This is a genomic window from Caballeronia sp. A2-2 (assembly GCF_057612605.2).
Genome location: NZ_CM172587.1, coordinates 2488053 through 2500282 on the forward strand (window position 1 = coordinate 2488053; position 12230 = coordinate 2500282).

Consider the following 12230-nt stretch of genomic DNA (forward strand, 5'->3'; position numbering starts at 1 on the left):
GGACAGGAACGCGGACGCGCGCAAAACGAAATTACGTGCATGAGCCGGGCGGTCATTGGGTCGGCGGCATCCGGCGAAAACGCGTGGAACCCGGCGGCGGTTCGTTGAGCACGGCCCAGAACACGCCGAGGTCGCTGATGGCTTCGACGAATTCCGCGAACTCCACCGGCTTCACCACGTAAGCATTGACGCCCAGTTCGTAACTGCGGATGAGGTCCTGTTCCTCGCGCGAGGACGTGAGCATGACCACCGGCACGCTCTTGAGCGCCGCCGTGCCGCGAATCATGCCGAGCACTTCCAGCCCGTCGATTTTCGGGAGCTTGAGATCGAGCAGGATCACGGCGGGGTTGCCGGGCGCGCGATCTTTCCAGTCGCCTTCGCTGTTGAGATAGTCGATGGCTTCCTGACCGTCCCGCGCCACGATCACTTCGTTGGCGAGCTGACTCTTGTCGAGCGCCACCAGCGTCAGTTCCAGATCGTTCGGGTTGTCTTCAACGAGCAATATCGGTTTAAGCATGGTCTGGTCTTGATCTTGTCGAACCGTCCGGCCTCCCGGACGGCGAGATGGGCGTACCCGCGCCCGTTACCGCGCCTTTCACATCGCGAAATACGATCGGCAGCGAAAAATAAAATACCGCGCCCGCGCCCAGGTGACCTTCCGCCCACGTGCGCCCGTCGTGCCGCTCGACGATGCGCCGGACATTAGCAAGTCCGATACCCGTGCCTTCGAACTCCTCCGCGCGATGCAGCCGCTGGAACACGCCGAACAGCTTGGCTCCGTACTTCATGTCGAAGCCTACGCCGTTATCGCGCACGCCGATGATGTGTTCGTCCTCGGTGCGGGTCGCGAATATCTCGATTTTCGCCGATTCCCGCGTCCGCGTATATTTCACCGCATTCGAGATCAGATTGCGCAGCGCGAGTTGCAGGAACGCGGCATCGCCCGTCACGCGCGGCAGTTCGCCGATCACCCATTCGATCTTGCGCGCGGACGTTTCCGTCTCGAACTCCTGCACGATCGGGCGCACGAGCTTGTCGAGGTCCATCGGCGCGGGACGCAGCGCGGAACGGCCCATCTGCGAGAAGGTCAGCAGATCGTCGACCAGCGTGCCGGCGAAGCGCGCCGAATCCAGCATGTTGTTGAGGAAGCGGCGGCTCTTGTCGGACATGCGCTCGCCTTCCAGTTCGCGCAGCAAATCCCCGTAACCGGCGATGTGCCGCAGCGGCGCGCGCAGATCGTGCGATACGGAATAAGAAAACGCTTCCAGCTCCTTGTTCGCGCGCGCGAGTTCGGTGGCGAGTTCCGCGCGTTCCTCCGCGCGGCGCAGCACGATATTGAGCAACGCGCCGCGCAGTTCGCCCGCGATTTCCAGTTCGCCCGCCCGCCACATGGCCGAATGACCGCGCACGGTTTCAAGCCACGGGCTAAAGCTCGTGCGCGGCGTGCCGGTGCCGTCCGCGTTGGTGGGCTTGATCGGTTCGCCCGCCCATTTGATCGTCTGCATGACTTCGGGCCGGAACCAGAGCAGATAGTTACGGAAGATCTGCGATACCGGCACCGCCAGCACGCCGCACGCGCGCTCGATGTGCGCTTTCGCGGGCGGCCAGTCGCGTGCGAGTGCATCCGTGGCCCAGACGCCCGTGGTGTGTTCCGCGAGCCAGTCGGCCAGTGCGCGCACGGTGTCTTCGTCGGGCGTGGTGCCCATCAGCGTGATCTTGTCGTTCAGCACGACCGCCGCGCCCGTCGAACGCGCAAAACTCAACATGTCTTCCGGCACGGAGCGCAGGCCCGCGACGAAGTTTTCATGCTCGCCCATCGCGGTGATGAGGCGGCCCATCGTGCGGCGCAGCGCGGCGAGATATTCGCCCTCGGCGCGCTCTTCCTTCGCCTCGATCTGCAAGGACAGCATGTGCCCGAGATGTTCGACCGCCACGCGCGTGCTGAACGGCACGATGCGCGGATCGTGATCGTGACAGGAAATGAGGCCCCACAAACGGCCGCGCACGACGATCGATACCGACATCGACGCATGCGTGTTCATGTTGCGCATGTACTCCAGATGCACGGGTGAGAAGCTGCGCAAGGTGGAATACGTGAGATCGGTGGGCCGTCCGGTGATTGGATTGACCGGCGGCACGAGGCGCGCGGGCGTGTAGTTCACATCCGCGACGAGACGAATACGGTTGCGCAGATAAAGCGCGCGCGCCTGACGCGGAATGTCGGACGCCGGGAAAAACTGATGCAGGAACGAGGCATAGCCCGCGTCGTGTTCTTCGGCCAGCACATGGCTGCGGCCTTCTTCGTCGAAGCTATAGAGCATCACGCGGCCGAAGCCGGTGATCTTGCGCACTTCGCGCACCGCGAGTTCGGCGAGCGCCTGAACGGTGGCAGCGTCTTGCAGGCCGCGCGCGAAGGTGCGCACCAGCGGGTACATCGGCGCGAAGACCTCGCCTGTTTCCGCCGCCGCTTCCATCTCGACGATCAGCGTGCCTTCATGGCGATGCATCGTGACATCGAGCCGGACCGGTTTTGTATCGGCGAAGGCGCAGCGAATCTCGCCGACGTAGAGCGGCGCATCTTCCACCGCGATGTTTTCCACCGCGTGCGCCACGCGCCGCGCGCCATCGGCGCCGAGCACGGCGGCGACCGGTTGCCCGAGCAGCGTTTCGACAGGTGCGCCCGTGAGCATCGATAAGTTCTCGCTCACTTGCACGATGCGCAGATCATCAGCCAGCGCGAGCAAGTAGCCGTGCGGTTGGATACCGCCGGGGATGTGGATCGGTTCGGCATCGCAGTCGCGGCTGGCGACGCCCGAATCGAGCGTGCGTCGGCGGGCTTCCGCGTCGGGCGGACCTTGCGCGTTGTCTCGTGCGATGGGGTCGCTGGGGGAATCGCTCATGCGTCCTGCTCCGGCATGGCCTGCGCTTCGAGCGATGCTTCGCACAGCCACGTCTGCAAACTCTCGAACGTGGCGATGGCGGCGGCCACGGCATCGTCGTATTGCGATTCGGGAACGTGCTCGGCAGCGGTCGCACGGAACGCGTTCCACATGCTGCCGGTACGCGCGCCATACGGATTGAAGTACGCGTTGCCCTTGCCCGCTTCGAGACCGAGCAGCCGCGCGACGTGCGGCGCGATGAAGCGTCCGCCGAGCGTGGAGCCTTCCATGACGTACATCGAACCAAAGGCTGCGCCGATGTTATCGAAGCGCGGCAACTCGGCGTGCGCAGAAGCAGGCTCGGCTGACAGCGCTGCGAGATCGTTCACAAGCAACGCCGTCTTGCGACGCTCATCGAAAAAACCTTTCAGCGATGCGGGCATGCAATCGCCCACCGCGTTTTCCCACGGCGCGACGTAACCGTGAAAGCGTTCGAGCAGCACGATGTATTCATCGAGCCGAAGATCGTCCCGCATGAGATCGAGTGCGTTCTCCAACTGCGTGTGACAGGCGGCAGTTTCGTTCTTGAGTCGGGACAACAGGTCTTGTGGCATGTGTTCCGCGTTCTGGGGCTTGGGCCGTACAACCGTGATCCTGCGAGGCGCACAAGATCGGCACGGCTTACCGAAAAGCGCATGCGTGACGTCGGTCGAGGCCGGTATAAACGACGCGCGACGCGTTGGAGCCGCGTCGCGCAAGGCTAATGGCCCATTCTACGCATCCGGCTATTGCCCTGTCATGCGCGGCTTGTCATCGCGCGTGCGATTTTCACCATCCGGTTCACCGAAGGTCAGCGTTCGGGATGCTTGACGCGTTCGCCTTGAGTCGCGCGCTGATATTCGTCGCCGCCGCGGCGGTCGGTATCGACCAGACCTTTTTGGATGTCTTCGTGGGCCTGTTTGCCGACATCGCGCGGTTCGTGATCGTCCTGCGAATCGACGCTCTGATCCGCTTCATGAGGAAGCGGCACATCGTCGTTCTCGGGCTTGTCTTTATCGCGGCCGCTTTGCGGGCCTATGGTGGCTTGCTTCATGGTGTTCTCCCTCCGACTGACACACAGCTTTCATGAGCACGCTTCATGCCGCGCGTTCATTCGCCCGGGTCTTTTGCTTTTCGAGCGGTCTTTATGCCGAGCCGCTTCTTCATGTCGGCGGTCAGCCGTTGACGCGACTTCGCGTAGTCCTTCCACGGGTCCGCGCGCAACGCCTCCATGCGCTCGCGCACGTTGTCGATGTTCCATTCATCGCCGCTCTTGATTGCGTCGAGTTCGTCCCATGCGACCGGCATCGATGCGCCCAGCCCCGGCCGCGCGCGCAGCGAAAACGCCGCGACCGTGCTCGATCCGCGGTTGTTGCGCAGATAGTCGATGAAAATCTTGCCCTTGCGGTTTTGCATGCCCATCTTGGCGGAAAAGAGTTTGGGCAGCGTCGTCGCCATGTGCTGCGCGACGGCCTGCGAGAAGTCCTTCATCTCGTCCCAGCTTGCCTGTTTCGCGAGCGGCACGACCACATGCAATCCCTTGCCGCCGCTCGTCTTGCAGAACGACACGAGGCCGAGTTCCGTGAGCAGGTCGCGCGTGAGTTGCGCGGCTTCGACCATGGGCTTCCAGCCGACGCCTTCGCCCGGATCGAGATCGAACACCATGCGGTCAGGCTTCTCGATGTTCGACGCCACCGCGTTCCACGTATGCAGTTCGATGGTGCCCATCTGCGCCGTGCCGACCAGCGCCTGCGACGTTTCGATGGTCAGCAGCGGCGGATGTCCCGGATCGATATCGGAATGCTGCGTGATATGCGGAATGGCGAGCTTCGCGCTGTGCTTCTGAAAAAACAGTTCGCCTTCGATGCCTTCCGGCGCGCGCACCAGCGACACCGGACGATCCTTCAGATGCGGCAGCATCCACTGCGCGACCGATGCGTAATACTCCACGACATCGAGCTTAGTATGCCCGCTTGACTTATCGACGACGCGTTCCGGATGGCTGACCTTCACGCCTTCGATCTCGGCCTTTTCAGCGGCTTTTTTCGCAGGCGCAGTCTTGCGCGCCGTCGAAGTTTTCTTCGCCGCCACCGGTTCTTCCTTCACGATCTGCTTCGCCGGTTTGTCATCCCGCAAACTCACGAACGATGCCTGTCGCACGATGCGCTCCTTGGTCCATTCCGCGAAATTGCATTCGGCCACGAGTTCGGGCCTGACCCAATGCACCGGCGTGCGGCTGCGTTCCTGCGGCTCGCGCGCGAAGGGCATGCGCTTGACTTCGCGCTTGTCGAGTTCCTTCTTCACGGCGGCGAGCGTCGCGTGATCGAAGCCGCTGCCCACGCGGCCCGCGTATTGCAGCTTGCCTTCCTTGTCGTACACGCCGAGCAGCAGCGCGCCGAATTGCCCGCGACTACCCGACGGCTCCGAATAGCCGCCGATCACGAATTCCTGCCGACGCCGGCACTTGAGCTTGATCCACGCGCTACTGCGGCCCGACACATACCCGCCGTCGATGCGCTTGCCGATGATCCCTTCCAGCGCCATGTCGCACGCGCTCTTGAGCAAGTCGTCCGCGTGAAACGAAAAGTCCTCGGAATAGCGCAGCACGGGATCGTCCACCGGTTCGATCAGCGCCTTGAGAATCGCACGGCGCTGCACGAGCGGAACATCGCGCAAGTCGTAGCCATTGAGATACGGCAGGTCGAAAAAATACACGACGATGTCCTGCGGACGCCCCACGTCGAACGCGTTTTGCAGCGCCTGAAAATCCGGCAGACCGCGGTCGTCGAGGACCACGGCTTCGCCATCGAGCCAGCCGCTTTCGATATCGAGTTGTTCCAGCGCCTTCACTTGCTTGCTGAACTTCGCGGTCCAGTCGTTGCCGTTGCGCGTGAAGATGCGAATCTCGCGCTTGCCCTTGATCGTGTCGATGCGCACCAGCGTGCGATAGCCGTCGAACTTGATTTCGTAGGCCCACTCATCGCCGGGCGGCGCGCTATCGACCAGCGTGGCGAGTTGCGGCTTGAGCGTCGCGGGCAGCTTGCCCTTTACCGCGCCTTCGATGGCCGGATCATGCGACAACGTGCGCAACGATTCCGCGTTGCGCGTCGCCACGATATCGGGATGATCGTGGCCGTTCGACTTGCGGCTCACGGTCTTGCGCGTCGGCGTTTTCTTCGCGGCGGCCTTGCGCGTGCTGCGCTCCACCACTTCGCCGTTCTTGCCGCGCGCGCCTGGTGCATCGGACAGCACGCTGCCGGGCTGCGCTTGCAAGACGTCGTATTCGGCTTCGGGGCGCGCGTCGTCGTCGCGTTCCTTGATGAGCAGCCATTGCTCCTTGTCGCCGCTGCCGCGCATGTGGCTTTTGACGAGCGTGAAGCCGCCGTGCAGCTTTTCGCCATCGAGCGTGAACTTGAGCTTGCCCTTCTCGTACTCGCGCGCCGCTTCCGCAACGGTTCCCGTCTGCGGCGCCCACGTCCCGCGATCCCACACGATGACACTGCCCGCGCCGTAATTGCCCTCGGGAATCTCGCCTTCGAAGGAACCGTAATCGATCGGATGATCTTCGACATGCACGGCCAGGCGCTTGACGGATGGATCGAGGCTCGGACCTTTAGGCACGGCCCACGACTTCAGCGTGCCGTCGAGTTCGAGACGGAAGTCGTAGTGCAGGCGACGAGCGTCGTGCTCCTGAATGACGAAGGACAGCGCGTGGCCGTTCGTCTTTTTAGGCGCGGTTTTACGCGCGCGTTTCTTCGCGACGCCCGAAGGCTCCGGCGTGTTTTCGAAGCGCCGTTTCGCGTGATAGGTGTCGAGTTTGCCTGCCATGATCGCGCCCGGCTCTCAGTCAAGCGCGTTTGCGACGCGTCGTCGTCTTGCGCGCCGGACGTGCGGTTTCCTCGCCCGAATCTTCATCATCGGGCGCTTGCGCCTTCGCACCCTTCTTGACCGGCGCGCCGCCTTTCTTCAGGCTGCGCTTGAGCAGTTCCGACAGATCCAATATCTCCGCCGATGCCTTGTTGTCGCCGCCCTCCTCGATCTTCATCACCTCGGCGACCTTGCCCTGCTTCACCTTCTTGTCGACGAGCGCCATGATGTCGTCGCGGAACGTGTCGTGATACTTCGACGGGTCCCAGCCATCGCTCATGTCGTCGATGAGACGCTTGGCCATGTCCAGTTCCTTGGGCGTGACGCCGGCCTTCTTGGTGTCTTCATCGGGGAACTTGAACTGATCGAAGTCGCGCACTTCGTCGGCCCAGCGCAGCGTGTTGAGCGCGAGCGCCGGTCCTACCGGAATGAGCGCGGCGAGATGCTGCTTGTTATGCAGCACCACGCTCGCGATGCCGACCTTGCCCGTGTCCTTGAGCGCATCGCGCAGCAGCGCGTAGACCTTTTCGCCCTTGCGGTCGGGCGCGAGATAGTACGGCGTGTCGAGCGAAAGAAACGAAATGTCGGGTGCATCGACGAAGGCGAGAATATCGACCGTTTGCGTCGATTCGGGATTCGCCGCGCGGATTTCCTCATCCGTCATGACGACATACTTGCCCTTTTCATACTCGAAGCCGCGCACGATGTTGTCGCGCGTGACTTCCTTGCCCGTGTTCTTGTTGATCTGCTTGTAGCCGATGGGGTCCATCGAGCGTTTATCCAGCAGATTGAAGCCGACCTTCTCCGACTGCGTGGCCGGATAAAGTTGCACGGGTACATGGACCAGCCCGAAGCTGATCGCGCCTTTCCAGATCATGTGCGGCATCGCGATGTCCTCGCTGTCGGTGCGGTCGAGCATGACGCTCATGCCATGTGAGCAGAAAGCATGCCAAACCGGCCGCGATGCGAGCAGACCGCTAAGCGTTACTGATCATTCCGACGCACTGACGTGGAAGCGAAAGACAGTTAGTTGCGACGACGAATCACTATTTGCGATCAGCCGTGACCGTCAGTTCCGTGCCGTCATCGAGCTTGACGGTTTTCTTCGAACCCGTCGAAGTCGGCATGGTGAAGCGCACGATCTGACTGAAGCGATTGTCTGCCGGACATTGCAGGTTCTTGCCGCTGACCGTGACCTTGTTCACGCCCTTGGGCGCATACGCGCGGAAACTGATCTGCACATTGGCCGAGCCGTTGTCGCCGACCATCGGCGCGAAACGAATCTGCACTTGCCGCACGGCTGCGCCATCTGCGTTTCGCGGTACTGAAGTGATGTCGGGACATTCTTCCGGCACCGCCTGCGCGCCGCCCGGTGCGCTGCCTTGCCACGTGAAGTCGTCCGTCTGACCCGAGCGGATGGTGCGTGTCTCCTGCTCGTTGCCGAAACTCTTGGACGTCATCTTGACGGTGTATTTGATCGGCCCGTCGTTCGGTGCTTCCGAAAGGACCTTGATGCCCGGCGTTGCATGAACCGTCGCGGCGCCCGCAAAAGCGAGCACAGCAACGGAAACGAAGCGAGCTATGTTGGAACGGCCATGCATGTCGGCACCTCCGGTATGAGCGCTTCGAAGACTCTCGATACGGCGCAAGACGCGCGCCTTCTCAGGCGTGAGCGACGCCTGAGCCGAGCCAAGTCTAGCGCCGCGCATCCGAGGTGATCGTAGTGGAATACCCGTGTGCGCGCCTTGCCGGAAATCAATCGCCGGTTCGTTTCGCCTGCGTCAAAAACCGGTCAGCACGAGCTTGCCGATGGCCCGCCCTTCCTCCAGAAGGCGATGCGCCTCGCGCAGATTCTTCGCCTCGATCTTGCCGAGATCGCGGCCGAGCGTCGTGCGGATCGTGCCTGCGTCGATCAGCCGCGCCACCTCCGACAGCAGCTTGTGTTGCTCGATCATGTCGGGCGTCTTGAACATCGCGCGCGTGAACATAAGCTCCCAGTGAAACGCGCCGCTTTTCGGTTTCAGCAATTCGATCGGCAACGGCTTCGCGTTCTCCACGATCGTGCAGATGCCGCCCTGCGGCTTGATGACTTCCACCGCCGCCGGAAAATGCTTGTCGGTGTCGTTGAAGATCAGCACGTAATCGACCTGCGCGAAGCCGATCTCCTTCATCTGCTTCGGCACATCCTCGAAGTGATTGACGATGTGGTCCGCACCGAGGTCTTCCGCCCATTTCGCGGATTCCGGCCGCGATGCCGTCGCGATCACCTGCAAACGCGCGACGCGCTTGGCAAGCTGAATGGCGATCGACCCCACCCCGCCCGCGCCGCCCACGATCAGCACTGACTTGCCCGCGTCCTTGCCTTCGGTCGAAATGCCGAGCCGGTCGAACATGGCTTCCCACGCGGTGATCGTGGTGAGCGGCAGCGCGGCGGCGCAGGTGAAGTCGATCGATTTCGGCTTCGTGCCGACAATGCGTTCATCGATCAGATGAAACTCGCTGTTCGCGCCGGGACGCGTGATGTCGCCCGCGTAGAAGACCGCGTCGCCCGGTTTGAAGAGCGTGACCTCGGGACCGACCGCTTCCACGATGCCCGCCGCATCCCAACCCAGCACGCGCGGCGTTTCCTCGACCTTGTCCTTGGGCGCGCGCACTTTGGTATCGACCGGATTCACGGCGATGGCTTCGATCTTCACAAGCAGATCGCGGCCGGTCGGCACGGGTTTATCCAGTTCGATGTCGATAAGCGATTCGGGATGGGAGATAGGCAAATAACGCGTCAGTCCGATGGCTTTCATGTTTGGCTCCGTGATGTTGGCTTCATGCGGTGAATGAATCATAGTCGGCGCGTAGCTTATCGAAAACCGTCATAATCGCTGAAACATTCTTCGGGAAAGCCATCAAATGGCGAGTGAGTTCGTTGCGGATGACGCGCCACGGGAGCGGTTGGATCTGCTCGATATCGGCTTGTTCGTGCGGGCGGCGACGCTGTCAAATTTGTCGGCGGCGGCGCGTGAATTCGGGCTGTCGCCGGCGGTGGCGAGCGCGCGTATCGCGGGGTTGGAGCGCATGCTGGGCGCGCGGCTTTTGCATCGGACGACACGGCGCGTATCCGTCACGCAGGAAGGCGAAATTTTCGCGACGCATGCGCGTGGTCTGCTGGAGGCGGCGGAAGCGGCGCGGGCGTCCGTCGGGCATGCGCGTGAGCGGCCGCATGGCAGGTTGCGCGTGACCATGCCTTCGTCGCTCGGACGGCAGCACATCTCGCCGCTCATTCCGGCGTTTTTGCGCGAGTATCCGGGCGTGTCCATTGAACTGCGCATGACCGATCAGATTGTCGATCTCGTGGATGAAGGGATCGACCTGGCCATTCGTATCGGTGCGTTGAAGGATTCGACGCTGGTTGCCAAAAAGCTCGCAAACAATCGTCGCGTGCTGTGCGCGTCGCCTGCTTATCTCGCGGAACACGGCACGCCGCGCCATCCGGCCGATCTCGCGCAACACGAATGCGTGATCCTCGCCGATCAGCGCGACTGGGCCTTCGTCACGCCGACGGGTGTGATCGACGTGCGTGTGTCGGGGCGGCTCGTGACGGACAACGGCGAAGTGATCCGCGATGCGCTGGCGGCAGGCATCGGCATCGGGTTGAAATCGACGTGGAGTGTCGCGCCGCTTCTGGCGAGCGGCGAACTCGTCACCGTGCTGGACGACTATCCGCTGGCGCAGACCGTGGCGATCTGGGCGGTGTATCCGAGCCGCGCGTTCGTGCCGCCGAAGACGCTCGCGTTCATCGATTTTCTGACGAAGCAGTTCGGGGAACCGCCGTATTGGGATGTGGAGCCTGCGCGTGTGCAGCGGTAGGTCCATCCGTTTCCAATGCGTTCCGAACGCGGTCCAGGACCTCGTCCCAGTTACCCGCTTCGGCCTGCGTGAACAGGCGCATGTGCGGATACCACGGCGTATCTTCGCGGTCGCGCATCCATCGCCAGCAGCCGGGATGGCGGTTGAGCAACCACACGGGTTTGCCCATTGCCCCGGCCAGGTGAGCCACGGATGTATCGGCACAAATCACGAGATCGAGCGATGCGATCAACGCCGCGGTATCGGCGAAATCGTGCATCTCGTCCATCCAGTCGATGACTTGCGAACGTTGACGGTCCAGTAGCACCTTGCTTTGGTTTGCCGGCTTCTGCAAGCTGATCCAACGCGCGTGCGGCCACGCGATCAATGTATCGATCTGCTCGGGACGCAGGCTGCGCGTTGCATCGACCTCGGGCAAATAATCGCTGCCCGCCCAGGCGATTCCGATGCGTGGCCGCGCCGACGAGTCCGATTCCCGGAGCCGCGCCCGCCAGCGCGCCGCCGCGTTTGGCTCTGCGAACAGATATGGAATCGCGGCAGGCACGGTGTCGATATCGGTGTCGAAAGCCATCGGCATGGACATCAGAAACGTGAAGCAGTCCCACGCGCCGAAGTCCGCCGGACAAGCGGCGGAATCGATGAATTCGAAGTTGGGCCAGTGCTGTCCGAATGAATCGAGTATCAAGCGTTGCAAAGGCGCGGGGCCCGCGAGCGTCACCTTCGCAAAGCGTTCCAGCGCCAAGGGAATGTAGCGGCAGAACTGAAGCGTATCGCCGAGTCCTTGCTCATCGAGAATCAGCAGTCGATCGAAGCCCGGGCGAGGTGGCGCGCCTTTCCACTCGGGCAAAGGCGGCTCAGGCGGCACGTAGATGGAACGACCGGTGGTCCGGTCCTGAAACGAAGCCGAACGATGTTGAAAATGAGGCCATGCTTCTCTGTATCGCCCCGCAGCCAGCAAGGCATGGCCGAGATTGCAATGTGCCACGAGATTGTCGGGCTGAAGCTCGATCGCGCGTTGAAAATGGATGATCGCGTCGTGCAGGCGGCCGAGTTGGTTCAATGTCGCGCCGAGATTGTTGTGAGCATGTCCATGCCGCGGATCGATCTCCACCGCTTTCGAATAAGCCTCGACCGCTTCCTCGAATTTGCGATCGAGTTGCAACGCACGTCCCATGTTGAAATGGAACGGCGCGGGATCGACCGGATTGGTTTCTTGCCGGAGCGCTTGTTCGAGACCTGCGCGCGCGCTGTCCGTCGCCCGCGCAAAGGCTTTCATGCGCGTCTGCGCGACGCACAGACTGTTGTAGAACACCGGATCGGGCAAGCGCTCGATGGCGCGCAACAACCAGGCTTCGGCATCACCGGCATGGTCTTGCTCGAGCGCAACGACGCCGCGCAAATGCAGGACATGGGGATGAGCGGCATCGATGGCGAGACACGCTTCGGTCCATTGCAAGGCCGCGTCCCAGTGTCGCGCGTTGTAGGCATCGACGGCGCGCTTGTAGCATTCGGAGAGATTGTCTTGCATGAAAATTTTGATGAGGACGTTGCACTTTCCCGGCGACTTCCAACACCGCCGACAGG

Annotated in this window: 10 protein-coding genes; 1 reads left to right on the forward strand and 9 read right to left on the reverse strand. The window is 62.3% G+C overall.

The features are described from left to right. Positions 1-52: 52 nt before the first annotated feature. The 8 genes from ACZCWR_RS11870 to ACZCWR_RS11905 form a co-directional block, all read right to left on the reverse strand. Positions 53-517 carry a response regulator gene (locus ACZCWR_RS11870; protein WP_487300960.1) on the reverse strand — a complete coding sequence of 155 codons (465 nt, stop codon included), beginning with the start codon at positions 515-517 and terminating at the stop codon, positions 53-55. Beyond that, complete coding sequence (locus tag ACZCWR_RS11875) at positions 510-2900, reverse strand: ATP-binding protein (RefSeq protein ID WP_487300961.1); 2391 nt, start codon at positions 2898-2900, stop codon at positions 510-512. Before ACZCWR_RS11875 ends, ACZCWR_RS11870 begins: the two co-directional genes overlap by 8 nt. Next, positions 2897-3493 (reverse strand): biliverdin-producing heme oxygenase, encoded by a 597-nt coding sequence (locus ACZCWR_RS11880; RefSeq protein WP_487300962.1) that lies wholly within the window; start codon positions 3491-3493, stop codon positions 2897-2899. The genes ACZCWR_RS11875 and ACZCWR_RS11880 overlap by 4 nt, the downstream gene beginning before the upstream one ends. Before the next feature lie 236 nt (positions 3494-3729). Continuing rightward, entirely contained in the window at positions 3730-3972 is a 243-nt protein-coding gene (locus ACZCWR_RS11885) for a hypothetical protein (RefSeq protein ID WP_487300963.1), read from the reverse strand. A gap of 56 nt (positions 3973-4028) precedes the next feature. Continuing rightward, the gene (gene ligD, locus ACZCWR_RS11890) at positions 4029-6746 is read right to left on the reverse strand and encodes a DNA ligase D (RefSeq protein ID WP_487300964.1); all 2718 of its coding nucleotides are present in this window, start codon (positions 6744-6746) and stop codon (positions 4029-4031) included. Positions 6747-6765: 19 nt separating this feature from the next. After that, a complete protein-coding gene (gene ku, locus ACZCWR_RS11895) occupies positions 6766-7704 on the reverse strand; it encodes a non-homologous end joining protein Ku (RefSeq protein ID WP_487300965.1) in 939 nt (312 codons plus the stop codon). A gap of 127 nt (positions 7705-7831) precedes the next feature. Then, complete coding sequence (locus ACZCWR_RS11900) at positions 7832-8386, reverse strand: DUF6013 family protein (protein WP_487300966.1); 555 nt, start codon at positions 8384-8386, stop codon at positions 7832-7834. A 180-nt stretch (positions 8387-8566) separates the two neighbouring features. After that, the gene (locus ACZCWR_RS11905) at positions 8567-9583 is read right to left on the reverse strand and encodes a zinc-binding alcohol dehydrogenase family protein (RefSeq protein ID WP_487300967.1); all 1017 of its coding nucleotides are present in this window, start codon (positions 9581-9583) and stop codon (positions 8567-8569) included. 106 nt (positions 9584-9689) lie between these two features. Here ACZCWR_RS11905 and ACZCWR_RS11910 point away from each other — a divergent pair, with 106 nt between their 5' ends. Continuing rightward, the gene (locus ACZCWR_RS11910; protein WP_487300968.1) at positions 9690-10646 is read left to right on the forward strand and encodes a LysR family transcriptional regulator; all 957 of its coding nucleotides are present in this window, start codon (positions 9690-9692) and stop codon (positions 10644-10646) included. On the opposite strand, the gene ACZCWR_RS11915 is transcribed toward ACZCWR_RS11910, so the two are convergent. Continuing rightward, entirely contained in the window at positions 10573-12174 is a 1602-nt protein-coding gene (locus tag ACZCWR_RS11915) for a tetratricopeptide repeat protein (RefSeq protein ID WP_487300969.1), read from the reverse strand. The two genes, ACZCWR_RS11910 and ACZCWR_RS11915, sit on opposite strands and share 74 nt — an antisense overlap. Positions 12175-12230 lie beyond the last annotated feature (56 nt).

Excerpts from the sequence above, each read along its gene's own strand:
- ACZCWR_RS11870 (WP_487300960.1), bottom strand. The coding sequence starts at position 517 with ATGCTTAAACCGATATTGCTCGTTGAAGACAACCCGAACGATCTGGAA.
- ACZCWR_RS11875 (WP_487300961.1), bottom strand. The coding sequence starts at position 2,900 with ATGAGCGATTCCCCCAGCGACCCCATCGCACGAGACAACGCGCAAGGT.
- ACZCWR_RS11880 (WP_487300962.1), bottom strand. The coding sequence starts at position 3,493 with ATGCCACAAGACCTGTTGTCCCGACTCAAGAACGAAACTGCCGCCTGT.
- ACZCWR_RS11885 (WP_487300963.1), bottom strand. The coding sequence starts at position 3,972 with ATGAAGCAAGCCACCATAGGCCCGCAAAGCGGCCGCGATAAAGACAAG.
- ligD (WP_487300964.1), bottom strand. The coding sequence starts at position 6,746 with ATGGCAGGCAAACTCGACACCTATCACGCGAAACGGCGCTTCGAAAAC.
- ku (WP_487300965.1), bottom strand. The coding sequence starts at position 7,704 with ATGCTCGACCGCACCGACAGCGAGGACATCGCGATGCCGCACATGATC.
- ACZCWR_RS11900 (WP_487300966.1), bottom strand. The coding sequence starts at position 8,386 with ATGCATGGCCGTTCCAACATAGCTCGCTTCGTTTCCGTTGCTGTGCTC.
- ACZCWR_RS11905 (WP_487300967.1), bottom strand. The coding sequence starts at position 9,583 with ATGAAAGCCATCGGACTGACGCGTTATTTGCCTATCTCCCATCCCGAA.
- ACZCWR_RS11910 (WP_487300968.1), top strand. The coding sequence starts at position 9,690 with ATGGCGAGTGAGTTCGTTGCGGATGACGCGCCACGGGAGCGGTTGGAT.
- ACZCWR_RS11915 (WP_487300969.1), bottom strand. The coding sequence starts at position 12,174 with ATGCAAGACAATCTCTCCGAATGCTACAAGCGCGCCGTCGATGCCTAC.